The organism is Rickettsia endosymbiont of Nabis limbatus (genome assembly GCF_965196655.1).
GTDB lineage: Bacteria > Pseudomonadota > Alphaproteobacteria > Rickettsiales > Rickettsiaceae > Rickettsia.
Window position 1 is genome coordinate 1,547,748 of record NZ_OZ239771.1, and the last position, 21,718, is coordinate 1,569,465.

Genomic DNA, 21,718 nt, shown 5'->3' on the forward strand with positions numbered 1-21,718 from the left:
CAGAAGAGTATTGTTTATTAAATAATATATAATATAATAACAAATTAAATAAGCTACATTTACTTGAGAAAATCATGACACCAAAAACACCTCTTTTAGATTCCGGTCGGTTAAACTGTCAAATACCAAATTATAAAGCTAAAATTTTAGAGCTTAGCAAAAAACATGAGCCAAATTCTTTATATGTGGAATTTATTGAAAAATTTCTAAGTTATATTCCTATTGATTATGATTTTGAGAATAAGCAAAAACTATTTTTTGATTTTGCCGATGAAGCTTTTAACTTTTTTAAGTATCGAGAAAAAGGCGAAAGAAAAATATCAATAACAAATACTGTTATTGAAAACGATCCAGCAATAAATGTGCTAATATTGCTTGATAATAAAGCACATATTGTTGATTTTATCGTATGTCTTCTTAAGAATAAGGCACTGCAAACTAAGTTTTTACTGCATCCGGTAATAAAATGTACTCGTGATAGTAAAGGCAACCTAGAAAAAATACTAGAAAATTCAGCAGCTGAAGAAAAATCAGAATCTATATTACATTTAACAATCCTCGGAAATTTTGATGATAGTGCAGCTAATTTACTAACAAAAGCTATAAATGATAGGCTAGATGAGCTTGAGGAAAGCCATAATGCCTTACCAAATATGCAGGCAAAGCTCCAAGATTTATCTAAAAATATAATCGATAATGAGAAACTGAATTCTATAGAGGCTAAAGAATTTTTAAATTGGTTACAAAATGATAATTTAATTTTATTAGGTACTATTGATTTTGAAGTAAATTCTACAAAATTAAGTAACAAGATTGGGACAACAAAAATATGGCAAGAAGTAAAAGATGAGATTGAAGATATTGTAAAATGTTCAGCTAGCCCATTATATCAAAACCAGCTAATAATACTTGGTAAGATAAATAGTGCCTCACTTATTCATACAGATAATTTAATTGATTATATTTTAGTAAAGAAATTTAACTCTTCTGGTGAGTATATTTCAGGAAGTATAATTTTTGGTATATATAACTCAAGTATGTATTACCATTCAATAAGTAATATCCCGATTCTTAGACAGAAATTTAACTTTGTGATAGGGAAAGCTGGTTTTGCATTATCTGGTTATAATGCTGATAAGTTAAAAATTTTGATGGAGTCCTTACCTCGTGAGGCTTTAATTCAAATTGATCAAGGTGATTTATATTGCATGTGTTTGCATATGCTTTCTAGTATGATGAGTAAGAAGCTTAAATTATTCATTCAATATGATTGGTCGAGTTCTTTCTTAAACATTATAATTTTCTTACCTAGAGAGCGTCTAACTTCTGAGATACATAACCTGATAGATTGTTATTTAGCTGAGAAATTCGGCAGTAAAATTCTATCTAACTATATTACCGAGGTAGCAGGCAGTTTTTCTTATCTTTTTGTTACCCTTGAAGCACAAGATAAACATAAAATAAATTTTGAAGCAGAAAAAATCCAGCAAGATTTAGATCGTATTTCTAGATGTTGGAGTGAAGATTTTTACTTGAAGCTTTCTAAAAAATTCGGTGAATATCAAGCAGGGATTAATTTAAAACTATTTGATAATATTTTTCCTGCTGATTATAGGCAAAAATTCTCTCCTGAAATAGCTTTAACAGATATTGAATATTTAACTGAAGCAAGTAGGAATCAAAGACGCATGTTTAATTTGATTGCTACAGGTGAATCAGAATTTTATCTAAAAATATATAGTCCGGAAGTTAGTCTTGCTCTTTCTAATATATTACCACCAATAGAAAATTTAGGATTTAGTGCAATCGATGAACAGAGCTTTGTAATTAAAGAAGTCGGTGAGATTAAAGAAAGCTGGATATATAATTTTATTTTAACTTCCGTAGTGCCAGTAAAAGATAATATTCAAGAGCTAAAAATAAATGTTGAAGAAGCATTAGACAAAATGGTTCTTGGCATGCTTGCTAATGACTCTTTAAGTAAATTAATAGTACTTGCCGGTTTTAACTGGAAGCAAGTTAAACTAGTCAAAGCTTTAACAAGATATTTACATCAAACAGGCTTTAGCTATGGTAAGGGTTATGTACAATTAACGCTTCTTAAACATCCTGAATATACAAAAAAATTAGTAAATCTATTTGATATAAAATTTAATCCTAAACATCTTGATCACGACTTCAAAGATATAAAAAAACAATTAAATGATTATTTATTAAAAGTTGATGTAAGTAGTGAGGATAAAGTACTTCGTAGTATGCTTGGTATTTTTGAAGCTGTTACTAGAACAAATTACTATCAACCTAACAAACATTATTTCTCATTTAAATTTGACTCCTCAAAAATACCGCACTTACCTCAGCCTATTCCATTTGCCGAAATATTTGTTTATTCAAGAAGTTTTGAAGGGGTGCATTTAAGAGGTGGTCCTGTGTCACGTGGGGGACTGAGATGGTCAGATAGAGCAGAAGATTATAGATATGAAGTGCTGGGGCTTATGAAAGCACAAATGACTAAAAATTCTGTTATAGTACCTGTCGGTTCTAAAGGTGGCTTTTATCTTCATTTTACTAATGAGGGAATGAGTCGTGATGAATATATGGCAAAGGTTGTTGAGTGTTATAAAAATTTCCTTAGAGGGTTATTAGATATTACCGATAATATAATTGATGGCAAGGTAGTACATCCTCAAGATATTATTATTTACGATAAGGAAGATCCATATTTAGTAGTTGCTGCTGATAAAGGAACAGCTTCATTTTCAGATTATGCTAATAGTGTTTCCAGAGAATATAATTATTGGCTTGATGATGCTTTTGCTTCAGGTGGTTCTGCTGGTTATGACCATAAGAAAATGGCTATTACCTCTAAAGGTGCTTGGATTTCTGTAACTAATCATTTCAAAACTTTAGGTATAGATGTACAGAAAGACCCTATTACTGTAACAGGGATAGGCGATATGTCGGGTGACGTATTCGGTAATGGAATGCTTCGCTCGAAAGCTATTAAGTTAGTTGCTGCTTTTAACCATAAGCACATATTTATTGATCCTGAACCTGATCCCTTAACAAGCTTTAATGAGCGTTTACGTCTATTTAATTTAAAAGGTTCTAACTGGTCTGATTATGATAATAAACTCATTTCCAAAGGCGGTGGGATATTTGAGCGTAGTAGCAAGTCGGTAAAATTATCACCGGAAATTAAAAAATTACTTGATGTAAATGATAGTGAAATATCACCTGAAGAGCTAATTAAAGCTGTTTTAAAAGCTGAAGTTGATTTGCTATGGAATGGCGGTATAGGCACTTACATTAAAGCGAAAACAGAGAATCATCCAGAGATCGGAGATAAAGCGAACGATAATTTAAGATGTAATGGTGAAGAAATTAGAGCAAAGGTTGTTGCAGAAGGTGGTAATGTCGGTGTATCGCAACGAGGCAGAATTGAGTATGCTAAAAAAGGTGGACGCATCAATACCGACTTTATTGATAACTCAGCAGGTGTTGATTGTTCTGACCACGAAGTAAATATTAAAGTTGCTTTTAGTAATTCTGTTGCTTCCGGTAAGGTTACTTTAGAACAGCGTAACAAGCTGTTAATTGATATGACTTGCCAAGTTGAAGAATTGGTTTTAGAGGATAATTATAAGCAAACCGAAGCAATAACGATTATGCAGTTATCGCCTACTTTAACAGTCAGTATATTCAGCCAGTTTATTGATATTTTAGAAGAAGAGAAAATATTAGTACGTGAAAATGAATTTTTACCAACTTCCGAAGAATTAAATAGAAGAGCCATAAACGGAGAAGTATTAACCCGTCCTGAACTTTGCCTATTACTTTCATATAGTAAAAGATCGGCTTCTCATGAATTACGTAATTCAACCTTTTCTCATGATAAATATTTTGATTCTTATCTTGTAAATTATTTTCCTAAAATAATGCAGGAGAAGTTTCATAAGGAAATTTTATCTCATCCTCTTAAGCATGAAATTATTAAAACTGTTGTAATAAATAAAATAGTTAATCAACTTGGTGGACCACTTATTAGCATAACAAAACGTGAAACTGGTGCTCCTCTTTGCGACATAATAAGGTCATATACTATCATTTGTGAAATTTTTGAACTTGATGATATATGGGAAAAGGTAAGTAATTTAGCTACTAATATCGATTATAACATTAAGATTGATATGTTTACTGAGATAACAAAATTAATGCGTCGTGGTATTTCTTGGGTTATCAAGAATTTAAAACATCCAATTAATATTAGTAAAACCATAGAAGAGTTTAAAAAACCTGCACAGAATTTAAGAGAAATAGTAAGTAATTTACTAGCCGGAGAAGCAAAAATAAAGTTTGAAGAAAAGTTAAATTATTATGTAAGTAATGGAATAGACAAATCATTTGCTAAAGATATTCTTACCTTTGATAGTTTGATTTCGGTATTTGATATAATACACGTAACGAAACAAATATCAGGTAATGATGAAGAAATGGCAAAAGCCTATTTTACTATCGGTAATATGTTTAGTTTAGACTGGTTACGTAAAACTTGTGATAGACAATTAAACGATTCATATTGGCGTCGTTTGGGTCTGCAATCCTTAAAAGATGACTTATATGACAAACAACGTAGATTATTAATAAAAATTATTAATAAATCTCAAACAACTATTGATTTAGATTTATGGATTGATAATAATAAAAGTTTAGTTAAGAATTTTCTTGATTTTATTAAAGAAATTAAATCTCAGGAAATTATAGACTTAAATGTAATAATTTTAGTAAATAAAAAATTTGAAATATTTTTACAAAAACTTGAATAATTATGTCATCAATGCTTAAGCAGACCAGATTAGATCTGGGTAAAACCTTAAACCAAGTATCTCTAGATTTAAAAATTAGAAAAAAATATTTAATAGCTTTAGAAGAAGGGAAATTAGATATTTTACCAGGGGAAGTATATGTAAAAGGTTATCTAAAATTATACTTAGATTACCTTAACATAAGAGATCGTAATGCTGAGCAGTTAGAAACTAAAAAAAAATAATGAACAAGAAAAATTATTAAGTAGAAATAAAAATAAAGCCTTAGTAAATTATAGACATAAAAAACAGTTAATATTTATGTCTGTTGTAATGTTATATATTATTATAATAATTTATCCATTTATAGAGTTAGCTTAAAAAATGAATAATGAAATATTAATGAGCTTAATGCAACAAGTAGAGTATAGGCTTGATAATCTATTAAATGTGCTTGCAAATAATCAATATGAGATTCATAGGTTACAAAATGAAAATAATCAACTAAGAAATGATTATGTAAGAATTTTAGATCAAATTAACATTTATGTTAATGAACTCGAAGAAATAAAAAAATTACAAAAATAATTATGGCAATTGTTACTATAACATTAAATAATAAAAACTTTCAATTATATTGTAATAGTGGTGAAGAGGAAAAATTATTATTTTTAGCAAATAAATTAAATGAAAAAATAAGCGAAATCAAAGCAGTAAATCCTGCTGCATCATTTGATTTATTGCTTGTTATAGCCCTACTCAATGCTCAATCCGAAATAACGCATCTTACTAATAAGATTGAGTCAAATAGTCTTCAAAAAAATCCTCAAGATGAAGAAAAATTTGCAGAAACTTTATCCACTATAGCAAGTTATTTAGAAAACCTTGCACGCAAAATGGAAAAGTGATATATTAACACTTGGCTGCTTGGTTCGTGAGCTTAATATTAGCCTAGGACTACCACTAACTTTTAGGACATCGTCCCTGTCTAATACTCATTTAAGTTTAGATATATGAAGTCCACCTTTACATAAAGGTCTTTGAAGGATTTTAAGTAACGACTAAAGCGGTCATGTAGACTCGTTTTGTTTAAAAAATTGGCACCGTTACTTTTTGCTTATAATCCGCTACTATACTAGTATGTACGCTGCGGTTATAAGCTTCAAAGTCGATTCCTCTTTTCCAAATAAAACTTCGTCTACCTACATTATAATCTTCTTTTAGGAGTATGAAATATTACTTTTAAAAGAAAAAAGTATACACCTCTAAAATGAAACAAAAAAAATCTGCTAATAAAGTGCTTGGTGCATTTTTAGGTACTATCATTGAATATTACGACTACAGCCTATACGGATTTTCTGCTGCAATTATTGCTGAAAAATTCTTCTCCCCTGCTACGGATCAATTAACAAAACTTGTAAATGTTTTTGCTGTATATGCCGTTGCATATCTATCAAAACCTCTTGGAGCTTATATATTTGGACGTATAGGTGATAAGTATGGCAGAAAAAAAGCCCTTAGCTTTACAATTATCGGTATTATAATCCCTACCTTAATAATAGGGTTATTACCTGACTACTCTACCCTTGGAGTTTGGAGTACGATAATCCTTGTTTTATGCCGTTTTATGCAAGGCATATTTATTGCAGGTGAGTATGATGGTGCTGCAATTTACGTTATTGAACATTTAGGTCCAAAATACCAATTTACAGCTTCAGCTATCACTAGATGTACAGGTGTTATAGGATTATTATCAGGAATTGGGGCAACTAACTTTTTTAATGCACATATTTTTCCTGATTGGAGTTGGCGTATTCCATTTTTATTAAGCTTACCATTGGGGCTTGTAACTCTTTATTATCGTCAGAAATTTGATGAGACACCTGAATTTAAAAAGGCTGGTGGTAATAATTCCATTCAAAAATTTAATGTTTTGATCCGAAAGCAATGGAAGAATATTTTGCCTCTCATATTTTTAGCAGGAGGTTTTGGAGCAACATATCAAATTGCAGTCATTTTTATGAAGCAATATTTACCGCTTGTGCTACCTGCAACTGGCGTTATAATGAGTTCCTTTTCGGTATTAGTAGTATTATGCTTTGCTGTTTTTATGCCAATCGCCGGATTTATTGCCGATCGTATTCGTGTTAATATAGTATTAAAAACTGCCCTCATATCTACCATTATAGCAAGTATAATTTTTACGATAGCGGTAGAGTATCAAATGACTAATTTGGGGCTTTTTGCTAGCTTGCTGCTTGCTGCTTCAGTTGCTCCGTTTAACGCTCTCGCTCATAGCGTAGTTATTAAATCTTTTGCAGTTAGAGAGCGTTATCGCACCATAAGTTTTGGGCATACTATAGGCTCGATGCTAATGTCTGGGACTGCTAATTATATATGTCTATTGGTAATTAAAAAATATAATTTTACTCTATTCCCTATTTTATATATTTGTATTTTCAGTGTACTCGCTTATTCTATGACTGTGTTATTTGATCATAAAACAAAATGAAAAATCAAATTAAGACTTCTTTTTAAACATCTCTAGCATTCTTTTTGTGACTATGAATCCGCCAAAGATATTGATAGATGCAAGCAGCGTTGCAAAAATCCCTAGCAAGCCAGAAAAACCAAAAGCACTACTACTTGCTGCTATCATAGAACTTAACACTATAATGCCTGAAATAGCGTTAGTGATTGACATAAGTGGAGTGTGTAATGCTGGAGTTACTTTCCATACTACATAATAGCCTACAAAAGAAGCTAGTACAAAAACTGTTATAGCAAACACTAAAGGATCAATAGTAGAAGCTGCAACTTGCGAGCTGCCATCTATCACTAAATCTTTTAATTTATCTGATAGTTCTTGGGTATTTTGAGCAATTTCACTAGCTTGCCTAGCTATTATTGGTAATTGATTCATATTTTTTATTTTAAAATGTTGTTTAACGTCGTGAGTTAAGCCTTACTGTGTCATCCCTTGGCTTGGGGACTAGATCCAGTAAAACAAACATAAATACGACAAGTTTTTAAAATTAGAAGCTCGATTTATCTCGCTTTATACTGGATTCCCGCCTACGCGGGAATGACATTGGAGCTATGCAACAATACCGCCACGGGATGATACCTAAAAGACTTTGCCTATTCTCGCAATGACGTATTTTTACCCAAACTTCTCGTTCACAATTTTGCCATCCTTAGTAACCAACATAGACTGCACTAACTCATCATCCATATTAAGTTTGCCGTCTTGGAGTGCATAATTTAAAAAATTATATAAATTCTTAGAATATAATTTTGAGCTATCAGTTGCAATTTTAGCAGCAAGGTTTGATAGACCTATTATAGTAACGCCGTGTTTAGTAATGATTTTATCAAGTTCCGAGCCTTCAACATTTCCGCCCGTTGCGGTTGCTATATCAACAACAATCGATCCATGCTTCATTGATTCTAGCATTTTGTCTGTAACAAGCAAAGGTGCTTTTTTTTCAGGAATTTGTGCAGTAGTAATAACTATATCATAGTTTTTAATGATCTTTGCTAAAAACTCTTCTTGCTTAACTTTATAGCTTTCAGAGCTTTCCCCAGCATAACCTGATTTATCTTGTAGATCCTCTTGCAGTTCTGGCGAAACAAATTTAGCTCCTAAGCTCTCCACTTGTTCCTTTGTCGCCGATCTTACGTCATATCCAGCAACAACGCTACCAAGTCTTTTTGCTGTTGCAATTGCTTGTAGTCCTGCAACACCGATACCAAGTATTAGAGTTTTACAAGGTGAAACAGTGCCTGCTGCCGTCATCATCATTGGAAAAGCTTTGGTATAATGATAGCTCGCTTCAACTACTGCCCTATATCCTACTAGATTACTTTGTGAAGATAGAGCATCCATATTTTGAGCTTTGGTAATTCTTGGTACTAATTCCATTGCAAAGCTAGTCAGATTTTTTTTAGCTGCTGCTTTAATATATTCATGATTCAAATAAGGCGAGATAAGCCCGATAATAACAGCTCCTTTTTTAGCAAATTCAAGTTCACTATATTTATCACTAACAGGCGATGGTTGAACCTTTAATATAATATCAGCATCAGAAATAATTTCGAGTGGTACAGCAGATATTTTAGCACCTACTGCTATATATTCTTCATCAAGAAAGCCAGCATAAGCCCCCATATCTTTCTCAACAGTAACAGCAAAGCCTTTTTTAACCAAAAGGCTAGCTACTTCAGGTGTGATAGCAACTCGAGTTTCGTGCTTTACTTTTTCTTTTAAGGCAACAATTTTCATAAATACTATTTGTTTTAAGTATATAACTAAAGTATTTTAAACATAATTTAAAATATAAAACAATGAAAATGAATAAAATATTTTCTTTAATTATCATTTATCTTTCCATAAATTCGATTGCGGCATTTGGAGCAGCTGATAAAGCGGCAGTTTTAGAGTTAAAAACATATTTGCGTGCAATGAAATCGATTGCGGTAGATTTTACACAAGAAGATTCTAAAGGTAATATATCTCAAGGAAAATTATTGATCAGTAAGCCTTATAACTTCAGATGTAATTATTACCCTCCTTTCCCTATAATTATAGTAGGTACTAAAAATTTTGTATCGATGTATGATTATGATATGGAGCAAGTAAGCCGTATTGCTAGGGATGAAAATATATTTAATTTTTTACTTGAGGATAATGAAAATTTCGACAAAGATTTTGTAGTTAAATCAGTTGTTAATGAAAAAGATTTCTCAAGGATTAATATTTATCACAAAGTAACAGAACGACATAGTGAAATTACTTTAAATAAAGCCAATAAACAAATTGAGTTGCTTAAAATATTTGAGGATACTAATGTAGTAACTATTAAATTTGATAAGATAGTTAAAGTACAAAAATTTGATGAAGATTTATTTAAGTTAAAAAATCCTGAGATATTTGGTCCGCCTAATAGGTTAACAAAATCAGAAATAGAAAAAAAATATGTTGTTTCTTCTAGCTAAAAAGGTTATGTTAATTATGCTAGTGGTGGGCATCGTGCTTATTTAGTTGGTCAGGTCGGAGAGGAAGCAGCCAGAGTAGGATTCGCTGGGTCACTACTAGCATTCTAGTTAATTGATACCCACTTGCTGCTTCGTTGTTCGTCGACTCGCCTATTATTATAGGCTTCGCTCTTCACGCCTGTCATCAAATAGGTCTGAATTAACTAGCACTTTTTGTATGGATCATTTTCCCCTGTCATCCCGTGATTTATTCACGGGATCCAGTTAAAAATACTAATAAAATTAGTATTTTTTTTATTTTCTGGATACCGTGGACAAGTCACGGGATGACTACCTTAGGGCGTTTTTCGATCCACGCAGCAATGCCGCCACGGGATGACAACAAAATTTCTAAAATTTAAATCGTGACTGATATAAATTCATCAAATAATTACATTCCTTTTGCTAGGAAATATCGTCCGGGTAGCTTTGCCGAGCTGCATGGTCAAGAAGTACTTGTAAAGGTTCTAAGCTATACTATCCTAAATAATCGTTTAGCCGGCGGGTATCTTTTAACCGGTATTAGAGGAGTCGGTAAAACCACCTCAGCTCGTATTATTGCTAAAGCGGTAAACTGCTCTGCCTTAGTTACTAAAGATAATGATATTAAGACATGTGACCAGTGTGTAAATTGTGTTAGTTTCAACAATCATAACCATCCTGATATAATTGAAATCGATGCGGCAAGTAAAACTAGCGTTGATGATATACGTAGAATCATAGAGTCAGCTGAATATAAACCACTACAAGGGAAGTATAAAATATTTATTATTGATGAAGTACATATGCTTTCTAAAGGTGCTTTTAATGCATTGCTTAAAACCCTAGAAGAGCCACCTCCACATGTGATATTTATTTTTGCAACAACCGAAGTTCAAAAAATACCTGCAACGATTATTTCAAGATGTCAAAGATATGATTTAAAACGTCTTAGCTTTGAAGAAATTTTTAAGCTGCTTGAACATATAGTTAAAGAAGAGAATCTAAAAACAGATATAGAAGCTTTAAGAGTAATAGCTTATAAATCAGATGGTTCAGCTCGTGATGCCGTTTCTATGTTAGATCAGGCAGCTAGTTTATCTGCTAAATCTGATAGTATGATTACAAGACAAGCGATTAATCAAATGCTTGGGCTTGTTGACAATAATGTTATACTAGAATTTAGCGAGTATATAGTTAATAGAGATATCGCAAATAGTATTTCTCTAATAAATAAGCTTTATTCTTCTTCGGTTAATCTTGAAATATTTATAGAATCAGTATCAGAATTTATAGCTTATCTTAATAAGGTAAAGATTTTGCCTAACTATAGCATGCCGTTATATGAGTCGTTTAATGATAAAATTAAAAATATTTTAAGTAAAATTAGTTTGCCGCATTTATCAATTTTGTGGCAAATATATAGTAAAGGGGTAGCGGAAATCAAAATTTCTTATAATCAACTTATTGAAACTGAAATGTTGATTATAAAATCAATATATTCAGCCTCGTTGCCATTGGATAATTCACCAAGTGATTACAAAGATTTAAAACAACCATCTACTGAAGAAATAAAAAAAAATTTTGAAATTATAGATTTTCTTAAGTATCTTTATGAAAATAATGAAATAGAAATATATTATTTTTTATTGAACAGCATAGAGCTTAAAAATTTTTATGATAATAAATTAGAAATTATAAGTTCTGAAATAACAAATAAAATAAAGAAACAAGTAGAAAATTTATTGTTTGCTTTTAGTAATGAAAAAATCGAAATTTTAATATTAAAAGAGCAGCAACAAACGATCTTAAAAAGTCAATTAATAGATAAAATTAAGTCAGGTGATGGTTTTAGTTTAATAAAAAAACACTTTCCTGATGCAAAAATCATGGATATTCTACTTAAAAATTAAAGGATAAAATTATGGTAAACTTTAATCAGTTTTTAAAACAAGCTCAAACAATGCAGAAAAAAATGCAAGAAGCACAAGAACAAATGGCAAATACTAGATATACTGGTAAAGCAGGTGGTGGGCTTGTAGAGATTATAGCAACAGGCAAAGGTGAAGTCGAAAAGGTTTCAATAGATGCATCTCTACTAAAAGAAGAAGAAAAAGAAATATTAGAGGATTTAATTAAAGTCGCTTTTAACGATGCAAAACAGAAATGTGATGCAGATTCACAAAATTCTATGTCAGGTGCTTTAAGTGGTATGAGTTTGCCGCCAGGTTTTAAAATGCCTTTTTAATATGAAGAACTCGGCCGCAAGCGACCGAGTTTCAAAACAGGTTAAACTGCTTTGTTTCTTTTTCAATTTTATCCATTGCGTTTATTTGATTTCGTACATATTCACGAATTACCTCATCATTAACGTTACCTACAGTTTCTACAAAAAAACTTTGCGTCCAAAGTTTACCACCCCAAAAATATTTACGCTTTATTTTTGGATAAAGCTTGAAAAAATTTCTTGCAGATATGCTTTTTATTGTCCCAAATTTGGGAGAAAAACCCCGCACTTGCAGTGCGTCGTTTTAACATATAGAATGTAGAGATGCAGTATTACAAGAAGATAAGCCACACAGTTTACGATTGCACTTATCATATAGTATGGGTGACTAAATATCGATATAATATATTGGTTGGTGATATTGGTAGGAGAGTCAAGGACCTAACCCAAGAGATATGTAAGGATAATGGAGTAGAGATATTAAGAGGGGAGATAGCTTCAAATCACGTACATATCTATGTATCTGTGCCACCTTATCAAAGTATTAGTAAGGTGGTACAGTATCTAAAAGGAAAGAGTTCAAGGAAGATTCAGCAGGAATTTCCAGAATTACGGAAACAGTATTGGGGTAAACACTTATGGGCTGTTGGATATTTTGTCAGAACCACAGGCAATGTGACTGACCAAATGATCAAGGATTATATTGATAAACATGAATCGAGAGATGATAAGTTTGGAAACTTTCAAGTTGAAAACTAGCTATAGCTAAGGCATTGATGCCGTAATCTTAAGCCCTGCATTTGCAATGCAGGGTGGTTAACTATTTGCATAATATACGACGGAGAAACTTTTGGCTCAGATTTTACTACCATATGAATATGATCAGTAGGTATCTCTAACTCCACTATTTCTATATTATAATCGTAACCAATCTTCTTTATTATTAACCTTAAGCTTTCTCTATAAGGTTCAATAAACACTTTATGACGATATTTTGGTATCCACACAAAGTGATACATTATTCTAAAAACATGATGACTATTACGCCTCAATTCCATTCTACTAAATTATAATATGCCAACGCTTATATTATAACGCTATCCATCTAGGGAGCAAGCTCCCTAGATTTTCGCTATGCGGTTAAACTGCTAAACGCCGTGGTCAAGCCACGGCATAACATTCGGTATAGCTTAATGCGATAAGATAGTGACTTAGAGTATGAGTTAGATTATACTAAATGAAAAACTTATGGCAAAGGCATATTCATACGATTTAAGAATACGAGTAATAAAAAGTTTAACAGATGGTAAAACAATAAAAGAGACTTCTGAGATATACTCTATTAGTAGGAAGACTATAATAGAATGGAAAAAATTAAAGAAACAAACCGGCGATATCAAAGCAAAAAGTGGTTATCATACAGGACATCGTAGAATAATAAGAGACATAGAGGGATTTAAAAAATTTATAGAATTAAATTTTGATAAAACCACCATGGAACTAGCTAACAACTGGAGTCAAAAAGTATCTGCAAGTACGATATCAAGATTGCTTAATAAATTAGGTTATAGTTATAAAAAAAACTTTTCTTCATCCCAAAAGAGATGTTGGTCTAAGGAATGAGTTTATATTGAAACTAAAAACTATAGACAAACAAGATTTAGTATTTATCGATGAATCTGGGATAGAAGATAATAGCTGTAGAGAACACGGGTGGAGCATTATCGGTCAAAGATGTTATGGTGAAAGGGTCTATCAACATAAATCACTGATTAGTATGATTGCTGGGGTGTCTGCCAAAGATATTATTGCCCCAATAATATTTGATGGGACATGTAATAAGGACATTTTTGAAACTTATGTACAAGAGATATTGATCAAAGAGTTAAAGCCTGGTCAGATAGTAGTAATGGATAATATTAATTTTCATAAAAGTACAAAAGTGAAAACGTTAATTGAATCTTTTGGTTGCAGTATTTTATTTTTACCAACTTACTCTCCTGATTTAAATCCTTACTATTACCCACAATTATAAAATGCTGCTAGAGTATTCACTGATCATTTTAAATAAGAAGGATAGGCGATATGCAAGATATAGTAACATACGGGATAAATATATCAAGCACTGGTTGGTTAGAGAATGAGCTCAGGCATGTTGACTTTAAAGATAAAAGACTTATAAATCGGCTTATTAAAACCAGTAACTTACTTGATAGCAAAGCATCCGGCACAATAAATCAAAGTTGCAGATCCTGGAAAGATGCGAAGGGAGCTTACAGACTATTTAGCAATGATAAGTTTGATATAGATGAAGTCTATTCTTCGCATCATGTGGAAACACAAAATAGAATCCAAGGCAAAAATTTAGTGTTTGCAATTCAGGATACAACTTACCTGGATTATGACACTCATATTAAGACAAAAGGGCTAGGCAGTATCTCCAAAGCTTATACAAAGCACAAACAGGGTCTTATTATGCATAGTACTATTATAGTGACGCCAGGAGGTCTGCCTTTAGGCCTTACCTCTCAGCAATGTTGGGCACGTATCGCAAGGGAAGAGGATCAGAAGGAAAAAGCAAGGCGTAAGTATATCACTCACATCAAAGATAAAGAAAGCTATAAATGGATTAACGCGTTTGAGGAAACAATTGCCAATATTCCTGAAAATACTAGAGTTATTACGGTTGGAGATAGAGAAGCAGATATCTTTGATTTGTTATGGAAAATTGAAGAATCAGCTGCAGAATTTGTAATTCGCAACAGACAGGATAGGAAATTTATTTGCCCGGAAAATGGTAAAACAAAAATACAAACGAAAATAAGTAAGCTACAGTCCAAGAAAGAGATTAGACTGAAAATCCCAGGCAATGGACTTCATAAAGCAAGAAAAGCAAATGTTGAAATTAAATACACATATGGGCACATACCAATTAGGTCTGTATCTTTATATGGCCCTGAAAATACTGATCACAAAATCAGTGACAAATTAGCTGTTTATGTTGTAAGCGCTAAAGAAATTAATGCCCCTGTTGGAGTAGAGGCAATCGATTGGACTATACTGACCAACATCCCCGTGAGTAGCTTTGAAGATGCTGTTGAGCGTATAACTTGGTATAAGCTAAGATGGAAAATAGAAGAATATTTTAGAGTTCTGAAATCAGGATGCAAGATAGAAGCCTCTCGCTTATCTGCCGAAACAAAGCTACAAAAATTAATTGCCATAAAAAGCCTCATTGCTTTTAAAATTTTATATTTATCAAAAATAGCCTCAACTTGTCCTGAAGAGAGCTGCGATAGCATACTTACCACCCAAGAATGGAAAACGCTTTATATGCGCGTGCACAGAACAAATAATACTCCTGGCAAGCCTCCAAATATAAAAGAAGCTATTATTTTGCTTGGTAAATTAGGAGGCTTTATGGCAAGAAAGAGTGATGGGTTGCCCGGAGCAATGTCTTTATGGCGGGGATATGAAATCCTTCAAGAGAGCGTAATGATGCTATCAATTGTTAGTGGTAAAATTTGTGGGTAATAGTAAGATTTAAATCCTATTGAGCATTACTGGTTTAAAATCAAGAACGAAATAAGAAAAACTGTTTCTAATTTTGAGCACTTTTTTGATGCGGTTTACTATGCTCTTAAAAAAGTCACTACCTTATCGCATTAAGCTATATCTTTGGCAGACACCCCAGCAATCATACTAATCTGTGATTTATGTTGATAGACCCTTTCACCATAACATCTTTGACCGATAATGCTCCACCCGTGTTCTCTACAGCTATTATCTTCTATCCCAGATTCATCGATAAATACTAAACAAAACTTACGCTATGAGTGGAAGAGTGATAAATTATTGTAAGAATAATTAAACATGTCAAAGAGGAACAGATTGCAAGCAATACCAATTAATAGAACAGATTACTGTCAATTTTTAACAATTAGCCAAAAGAATTATAGTTTAACCTACTACGCTGAACATGCCAAGAAATGTAGCCATGATGTTATTAATAGATTTTTAGAAAATGAAAAATATACTCCTTCTTTGTTATGGGAACACATTAAGAATGATGTTATCTTTTCATCTAACGGATATACAATATTTGATGATACGGTGTTAAACAAAAGGAACACAAAGAAAATAGAGGTTGCTAGATCGCAGTATAGTGGAGCTACAGGTGGAGTTACTACCGGTATAGGAGTAGTGAGTCTTGTATATTATAACCCCGATATTGATAAGTTTTGGGTAATAGATTATCGCATTTTTTCACCTGATCATGATGGAGCGACGAAACTAGATCACCTACTAAAGATGTTCAATAATGCTGTTTATAGTAAAAAGATTCCTTTTCAAACTGTACTTTTTGACACATGGTATGCTACACACAAAATTATGCAACATGTTGACTCCTTGGGCAAATATTATTATGCCCCTATTAAAGCCAATAGAAATGTTAGTAAAACGTGTGATTACGAGCCTTATAAAGCTGTTAGCAAGTTGACGTTTTCAGATGAAGAAATTAAGAATGGAATGGAGATTCATATAAAAGGATTTGCCAAAAATAAGCATGTTAATTTGTTTAAATTTACTGTTTCTACCAACAGAGTTGATTATGTTGTTACCAATAACAAAACTCAAAAATCTTCTAAAGCTGCACAAGATGAGTTTGGCTTGCGATGGGTAATTGAGAGCATGCATAGAAAAATTAAGCAACTGACTGGTATAGAACGTTGCCAATGCAGAAAACAGCGTATCCAACGTAATCACATTAGTTGTGCATTTCTAGTTTGGGCTTTTCTCAAAAGAACTGCAAATAAAATAGGTAAAACGGTCTACCAAATAAAGTTAGGGCTTTTAGATGACTATATGCAACAACAGCTTCGTTCTCCATCTTTACGATATTTAGAACCAAACATAGCGTAAGTTTTGATAGTATGGATAACAAAATACCGTTATAAAGTATTAACCCAAGTTATCAAAGAAAGGATTAGGGAAATCATAGCTCAAGTTTCAGAGGAAATGAATATTAGGATAGTAAATGGGGTGATATCATCTGATCATGTACATATTTTAGTATCGATACCTCCTAATATAGCAGTAAGTGAATTTGTACAAAGAGCAAAAGGTAGAACTTCACGTAGAATACAACAAGAATTCCCAGAATTAAAAAAGAGATATTGGGGGAAGCATTTTTGGGGAAGAGGTTATTTTAGTACAACAAGTGGTCATATCACAGATGAAGTAATTAATGAGTATATAAATAACCATACAGAAGCTCATAAACCAACTTCTATTTCTAACATTAGATTGGAATAAGCTTTAGCTTAAACTCTACGGCACTTCTAGTGCCTATCATCAACCTACCGGCTCTCAGCCGGTAGTGGTTGAGATTGTTTAAATCATTACGTAACCAAATTGATCTCACTCCTCCAGGTGATACAAGTATACCGCTCTTCTTAAGCTCATTTGATACTCGAATCTGTTCATATGCTGGATATTCTATTGCCATATCCATTACTGCCTTCTCTATCGCTGGATCAACTCTATTCGCTATTATTGGCTTCTTCCGGCTAATCTCATACAACGCTTCTTCACCACCAGTTTCATACAGTTCTTTAAATCTGTAATAACTATCTCTGCTATAGCCCATCGCTTTACTGTCATTGCTAAAGTAAAAGGGACCAGTAAATTGCACGAAAAAGGGACCAGAGAATTTGGTGTAACCTAATAAGGTTATAATGTGCAATATTCACTAGATAATTAATTAAAATAAATATCTAGTGATACAATGATAAGAATAAATATGTACACAACAATTATCACCCTTTATAAGCAAGGCAATAGTCAAAGAAATATTGCCAAACTAACGAGAATAGACCGTAAAACAGTAAGAAAAATAGTAAACCGTTATGTAGAGTCTGGTACAGAATCTCCTGCACCCTATGAACGATCTTCAGCACTGGATTCTTGGCACGAACAAATAATTGAGTTATTAGAAAAGAATCTAAGTTACATAAGAATTTTTGAAGAGTTAAAAATTCAAGGTTATACAAAAAGTTATGGTTCGCTAACCCGTTATATCAAAAAATATAAGATACAAAATAACAGTTGCATTCGTTTTCATACTTTAGCAGGAGAGGAAGCACAAGTAGATTTTGGTGACATAGGCTTACAGTATAATTCTAAGGGGCGTAGAGTTAAAGCATATGTATTTAATATGCGTTTAAGTTATAGTCGCCTTGATTATTATGAAGTAGTGTTTGATCAAAGTTGTCAAACATGGATACAATGTCATATCAATGCATTTAATTATTTTGCTGGCAGTCCAAAAGTAATAAAACTTGATAATCTTAAAGCTGGAGTGGTAGATAGCAATTTCTATGAGCCCGTATATCAGAAGGAATACAAACGTTTAGCTGATCATTATGGAATTTTACTTTCTCCTTGTCGTGTATATCAACCTCAAGAAAAAGGCAAAGTAGAATCAGGAATAAAGTATGTCAAAAATAATTTTTTTGCTGGACGTAAATTTCATAGATATGAAGAATTAACACATGATCTTGCTAACTGGTTAAATAAAGCAAATAACCGAATACATGGTACTACTAAAAAAATTCCTCAGGAACTATTTGAGCAAGAAGAAAGTAATAATTTAATGCCTTTACCATTAGAAACGTTTGATTTGTCATCGTGGCATAATCGAAAAGTAGCAAAAGATTGTCATATCACCATAGATAATTATTATTATTCCGTACCGGCAAAATATATATACAGTGAGGTACTGGTACAATTATCACCAAAACTTGTTCAAATATTTTCTATCCAAAATGATTTAATAGCAAGGCACGTTAGAACAGATGGCAAAGGAATATTTACCACTAATCCGTCTCATTATGCCAAATATAAACGTCTATGCCCAGGTTTTATAGAATATAGTGAACATTATCAACAACAAATGCAGCAGATAGGAAATAATTGCAGTTTATTATTAGAGTTATTACAACAAACACGAGTAAATGATTGGCAACGTTGTGCTAGAGGTATTATTTCTTTACGTAAGGTTTACAATGATGAGTTAATAGATAAAGCTTGTCATAGAGCATTACATTACGGTATAAGTTCTTACTCTAAAATTAAAAATATCTTAAATAGTAATGCAGTAAACTTACCATTGCCAGAGTTTGGAGGTCAGAATGCAGAACTTGCTTAATGACCTACGTAGTTTTAGATTATCAGGTATAGTCAATAGCTTAAATGAAAGGATTATTTATGCTCAAAATAATAAACTAGGATTTAAAGAATTTCTCTCACTATTATGTGAAGATGAAAAATCTCACCGTAAGGATAATAATTACCGTCGTCGTAAAAGTGCTGCTAAATTACCAGTCACTAAAAATTTAGAAGACTTTGATTTTCAGTTCCAACCAAGTATTGATGCCAAAGTAATAAGTGATTTATCTACTTGTGATTATATTAATACTAAGGGCAATGTCATATTCATAGGTAATTCTGGAACTGGCAAAACTCATCTTGCTATTGGATTAGCATTAAAAGCTTTAACACGAGAATACTCTGTATATTTTACTACGGTATCGGATATGCTTTATAATTTACATATTGCAAGAGCAGATAATAGCTATCACAAAAAAGTTAAATTACTCTTATCATTTGACTTATTAATTCTTGATGAGTTAGGTTTTAAGCAATTACCAAAACATTCAGTAGATGATTTTTTTAATATTATTGCTAAACGATATGAAAATAAATCTACCATTATTACCACAAACAAGGATTTTGAAAGATGGAATGAAATATTTGCTGATGAGTTATTAACTCATGCAATTATTGATCGAGTAGTACATCATGCACATATACTAAACATCACAGGTAAAAGTTATCGTATTAATAACTATAAATTTGGAGGTCATTTGACATAAAAATTTTTACATATAGTGGTCCCTTTTTCGTGCAATTTACTGGTCCCTTTTTATTTGACAATGACACTTTACATGCTGATGATATGCTACCAAGACTCTTAGCGAGTTCTAGTAATCCTAATTTTGGCTTTATTATTTTTTGATTTAAGTTCATTTCTTATCTCCATTTAATAATTATTTGACCAAAAACAAGATTTGTTACAAAAAAAGAAGAGAAGAATTAAATAGAAGAGTAAAAAGTTTACTTGAGCAAAAGAAGCAAGCCGCAAACACAACAAATTAATCTCTTAGGGTTTAATTCCCCGAAGGTCTGCTTCGTGATATACTAGATGCATGGAAGAAAGCAGTTATATACATAAAAGTGATAATGTCACAGTACTAATATATCATTTAGTAACACCGGCAAAGTATAGAAGAGTAATATTCAAAGAGGAACTAGACGATTATTTATGTAAAATTTGTGAGGACATAGAAGCTCGTTATGAAATTAGATTTTTGGAAATAGGAGTAGATAAAGAACATGTACATTTTTTACTACAGTCAATACTAATGTATAGCCCAACAAAAATAACTCAAATCATAAAAAGTATTACATCTAAGGAAATGTTTAAGAAATATCCAAATCTTAAAGAAAAATTATGGGGAAGTGAGTTTTGGAGTAAAGGATATTTTATGAGCACAGTAGGTAAACATGGTGATGAGCGGAAATTACGTAATTATGTAAAAAATCAAGGTTCAGGCAAACCTTCTTATAAAGCATTTCAACAAAAACAGTTAAAACTTTTTGGATAGATACCTCGTAGCTCTGCTGCGAGGAGTATCATTAATTAATTTATTTTACTAAATGTAAGATAAAATCTCAACTATTATATATTATGTTAATGGTAGAGTTACACCTAATTGTTTCATATATTTTCCTTGACGATCTGCATAAGATAAGTCGCAAATTTGATCACCTTTTAAAAATAAAAATTGACAAGCCCCCTCATTTGCATAAATCTTAGCCGGCAGCGGTGTAGTATTTGAAAACTCTAGCGTTACATGCCCCTCCCATTCTGGTTCTAGAGGCGTAACATTTACTATTATACCGCATCTTGCATAAGTAGATTTACCGACACAAATAACTAATACATCACGTGGTATTTTAAAATATTCTACAGTTCTTCCAAGTGCAAAGCTATTAGGCGGGATAATGCATACATCCACTTCTCTATCAACTAAATTATATTTATCAAAATTTTTAGGATCAACCATAGTAGAGTTTATATTTGTAAATATTTTAAACTCATTTGATACTCTAGCATCATAACCATAAGAAGATAAACCGTATGAAATAATCTTTTCTGAATCTTTAATTCTTACTTGCTTTTCTGCAAAATGCTCAATCATTTTATGATTTATAACGGTTTCCCTTATCCATTTATCCGACATTATAGGCATAATAAATTTATTATTTAGTTAATAAACTATAAAATATAACTGATAATTATTTTTAATACAAAGTAATTATGTTTATTTAAAATTGTAATTGCTTTAACTTTAAGCCACTTTGATAATATAAGTTGTAATAATACAACATTATACATCTATAAATAAATAATTACAAATTAAAATATGTTTATTTATTGTAAGTTTTAAAAATTATATTATATTCAGTATAAATTAATTTAGCCGCTATAACATAACAACCTTAATTATAGCATATAGTTTCACTAAATATATGAGGTTTTAAA

The 21,718-nt window shown here is 31.8% G+C and carries 22 protein-coding genes, 1 other RNA gene and 3 pseudogenes; 18 read left to right on the forward strand and 8 right to left on the reverse strand.

Annotated elements, in window-relative coordinates; all coding sequences use genetic code 11:
* Positions 1-74: 74 nt before the first annotated feature.
* From ACOAL3_RS09000 to ACOAL3_RS09020, 6 genes and pseudogenes are all read left to right on the forward strand, one after another.
* A complete protein-coding gene (locus tag ACOAL3_RS09000; RefSeq protein ID WP_419234883.1) occupies positions 75-4,826 on the forward strand; it encodes an NAD-glutamate dehydrogenase in 4,752 nt (1,583 codons plus the stop codon).
* A gap of 2 nt (positions 4,827-4,828) precedes the next feature.
* Positions 4,829-5,186 (forward strand): annotated as a pseudogene (locus tag ACOAL3_RS09005) (helix-turn-helix domain-containing protein).
* A 3-nt stretch (positions 5,187-5,189) separates the two neighbouring features.
* Complete coding sequence (locus tag ACOAL3_RS09010; protein WP_012151542.1) at positions 5,190-5,393, forward strand: hypothetical protein; 204 nt, start codon at positions 5,190-5,192, stop codon at positions 5,391-5,393.
* Positions 5,394-5,395: 2 nt separating this feature from the next.
* Positions 5,396-5,713 (forward strand): cell division protein ZapA, encoded by a 318-nt coding sequence (locus ACOAL3_RS09015; protein WP_395476912.1) that lies wholly within the window; start codon positions 5,396-5,398, stop codon positions 5,711-5,713.
* Between the two features lie 9 nt (positions 5,714-5,722).
* Positions 5,723-5,882, forward strand: a non-coding RNA gene (gene ssrS / locus ACOAL3_RS10960) — 6S RNA.
* A gap of 193 nt (positions 5,883-6,075) precedes the next feature.
* Positions 6,076-7,317 (forward strand): MFS transporter, encoded by a 1,242-nt coding sequence (locus tag ACOAL3_RS09020; RefSeq protein WP_395476913.1) that lies wholly within the window; start codon positions 6,076-6,078, stop codon positions 7,315-7,317.
* A 9-nt stretch (positions 7,318-7,326) separates the two neighbouring features.
* On the opposite strand, the gene ACOAL3_RS09025 is transcribed toward ACOAL3_RS09020, so the two are convergent.
* Both ACOAL3_RS09025 and ACOAL3_RS09030 read right to left on the reverse strand, forming a co-directional pair.
* Positions 7,327-7,728, reverse strand: a complete 402-nt coding sequence (locus ACOAL3_RS09025; RefSeq protein ID WP_419234884.1) for an NAD(P) transhydrogenase subunit alpha part 2 — start codon at positions 7,726-7,728, stop codon at positions 7,327-7,329.
* A gap of 240 nt (positions 7,729-7,968) precedes the next feature.
* Complete coding sequence (locus ACOAL3_RS09030) at positions 7,969-9,090, reverse strand: NAD(P) transhydrogenase subunit alpha (RefSeq protein WP_419234885.1); 1,122 nt, start codon at positions 9,088-9,090, stop codon at positions 7,969-7,971.
* 68 nt (positions 9,091-9,158) lie between these two features.
* On the opposite strand from ACOAL3_RS09030, the gene ACOAL3_RS09035 reads away from it, so the two are divergent.
* The 3 genes from ACOAL3_RS09035 (at position 9,159) to ACOAL3_RS09050 (ending at position 12,069) form a co-directional block, all read left to right on the forward strand.
* The gene (locus ACOAL3_RS09035; protein ID WP_395476916.1) at positions 9,159-9,803 is read left to right on the forward strand and encodes an outer-membrane lipoprotein carrier protein LolA; all 645 of its coding nucleotides are present in this window, start codon (positions 9,159-9,161) and stop codon (positions 9,801-9,803) included.
* A gap of 404 nt (positions 9,804-10,207) precedes the next feature.
* Positions 10,208-11,734 carry a DNA polymerase III subunit gamma/tau gene (gene dnaX / locus ACOAL3_RS09045; protein ID WP_419234886.1) on the forward strand — a complete coding sequence of 509 codons (1,527 nt, stop codon included), beginning with the start codon at positions 10,208-10,210 and terminating at the stop codon, positions 11,732-11,734.
* Between the two features lie 11 nt (positions 11,735-11,745).
* Positions 11,746-12,069, forward strand: coding sequence for a YbaB/EbfC family nucleoid-associated protein (locus ACOAL3_RS09050; RefSeq protein WP_395476918.1), 324 nt, complete (start codon positions 11,746-11,748; stop codon positions 12,067-12,069).
* Positions 12,070-12,100: 31 nt separating this feature from the next.
* On the opposite strand, the gene ACOAL3_RS09055 is transcribed toward ACOAL3_RS09050, so the two are convergent.
* The gene (locus tag ACOAL3_RS09055) at positions 12,101-12,337 is read right to left on the reverse strand and encodes a transposase (RefSeq protein WP_419234887.1); all 237 of its coding nucleotides are present in this window, start codon (positions 12,335-12,337) and stop codon (positions 12,101-12,103) included.
* A gap of 35 nt (positions 12,338-12,372) precedes the next feature.
* Here ACOAL3_RS09055 and tnpA (ACOAL3_RS09060) point away from each other — a divergent pair, with 35 nt between their 5' ends.
* Positions 12,373-12,807, forward strand: a complete 435-nt coding sequence (tnpA, locus tag ACOAL3_RS09060; protein WP_419234651.1) for an IS200/IS605 family transposase — start codon at positions 12,373-12,375, stop codon at positions 12,805-12,807.
* Here the strand turns inward: tnpA (ACOAL3_RS09060) and tnpA (ACOAL3_RS09065) are convergent.
* A complete protein-coding gene (gene tnpA / locus ACOAL3_RS09065; RefSeq protein WP_419234888.1) occupies positions 12,804-13,067 on the reverse strand; it encodes an IS200/IS605 family transposase in 264 nt (87 codons plus the stop codon). The two genes, tnpA (ACOAL3_RS09060) and tnpA (ACOAL3_RS09065), sit on opposite strands and share 4 nt — an antisense overlap.
* A 229-nt stretch (positions 13,068-13,296) precedes the next feature.
* On the opposite strand from tnpA (ACOAL3_RS09065), the gene ACOAL3_RS09070 reads away from it, so the two are divergent.
* The 3 genes from ACOAL3_RS09070 to ACOAL3_RS09080 are packed head-to-tail and all read left to right on the forward strand — an operon-like array spanning position 13,297 to position 15,582.
* Complete coding sequence (locus ACOAL3_RS09070; protein ID WP_395476636.1) at positions 13,297-13,671, forward strand: helix-turn-helix domain-containing protein; 375 nt, start codon at positions 13,297-13,299, stop codon at positions 13,669-13,671.
* Between the two features lie 7 nt (positions 13,672-13,678).
* Complete coding sequence (locus ACOAL3_RS09075) at positions 13,679-14,083, forward strand: IS630 family transposase (protein WP_419234855.1); 405 nt, start codon at positions 13,679-13,681, stop codon at positions 14,081-14,083.
* A 50-nt stretch (positions 14,084-14,133) separates the two neighbouring features.
* Positions 14,134-15,582: an IS4 family transposase gene (locus ACOAL3_RS09080; RefSeq protein WP_419234585.1), complete on the forward strand. Its 1,449-nt coding sequence runs from the start codon at positions 14,134-14,136 to the stop codon at positions 15,580-15,582.
* Positions 15,583-15,719: 137 nt separating this feature from the next.
* Here ACOAL3_RS09080 and ACOAL3_RS09085 read toward each other — a convergent pair.
* A pseudogene (locus ACOAL3_RS09085) lies at positions 15,720-15,866 on the reverse strand (transposase); the annotation flags it as partial.
* Positions 15,867-15,939: 73 nt separating this feature from the next.
* On the opposite strand from ACOAL3_RS09085, the gene ACOAL3_RS09090 reads away from it, so the two are divergent.
* On the forward strand, positions 15,940-16,971 hold the full coding sequence (locus ACOAL3_RS09090; RefSeq protein ID WP_473198140.1) for an IS701 family transposase: 1,032 nt from the start codon (positions 15,940-15,942) through the stop codon (positions 16,969-16,971).
* 3 nt (positions 16,972-16,974) lie between these two features.
* A complete protein-coding gene (gene tnpA, locus ACOAL3_RS09095; protein ID WP_419234889.1) occupies positions 16,975-17,364 on the forward strand; it encodes an IS200/IS605 family transposase in 390 nt (129 codons plus the stop codon).
* A 70-nt stretch (positions 17,365-17,434) separates the two neighbouring features.
* On the opposite strand, the pseudogene ACOAL3_RS09100 reads toward tnpA (ACOAL3_RS09095), so the two are convergent.
* Positions 17,435-17,716, reverse strand: a pseudogene (locus ACOAL3_RS09100) (helix-turn-helix domain-containing protein); the annotation flags it as partial.
* A 135-nt stretch (positions 17,717-17,851) separates the two neighbouring features.
* Between ACOAL3_RS09100 and istA the strand changes: the two are divergent.
* Together istA and istB are read left to right on the forward strand one after the other, a co-directional pair.
* On the forward strand, positions 17,852-19,258 hold the full coding sequence (gene istA, locus ACOAL3_RS09105; protein ID WP_419234890.1) for an IS21 family transposase: 1,407 nt from the start codon (positions 17,852-17,854) through the stop codon (positions 19,256-19,258).
* Positions 19,242-19,985, forward strand: a complete 744-nt coding sequence (gene istB / locus ACOAL3_RS09110; protein WP_419234522.1) for an IS21-like element helper ATPase IstB — start codon at positions 19,242-19,244, stop codon at positions 19,983-19,985. The genes istA and istB overlap by 17 nt, the downstream gene beginning before the upstream one ends.
* On the opposite strand, the gene ACOAL3_RS09115 is transcribed toward istB, so the two are convergent.
* On the reverse strand, positions 19,951-20,139 hold the full coding sequence (locus tag ACOAL3_RS09115) for a hypothetical protein (protein WP_419235675.1): 189 nt from the start codon (positions 20,137-20,139) through the stop codon (positions 19,951-19,953). The two genes, istB and ACOAL3_RS09115, sit on opposite strands and share 35 nt — an antisense overlap.
* 179 nt (positions 20,140-20,318) lie before the next feature.
* Between ACOAL3_RS09115 and tnpA (ACOAL3_RS09120) the strand changes: the two genes are divergently transcribed.
* A complete protein-coding gene (tnpA, locus tag ACOAL3_RS09120) occupies positions 20,319-20,777 on the forward strand; it encodes an IS200/IS605 family transposase (RefSeq protein ID WP_419234569.1) in 459 nt (152 codons plus the stop codon).
* Between the two features lie 81 nt (positions 20,778-20,858).
* Here the strand turns inward: tnpA (ACOAL3_RS09120) and dcd are convergent, their stop codons facing one another.
* On the reverse strand, positions 20,859-21,425 hold the full coding sequence (dcd, locus tag ACOAL3_RS09125; protein WP_419234891.1) for a dCTP deaminase: 567 nt from the start codon (positions 21,423-21,425) through the stop codon (positions 20,859-20,861).
* Positions 21,426-21,718 lie beyond the last annotated feature (293 nt).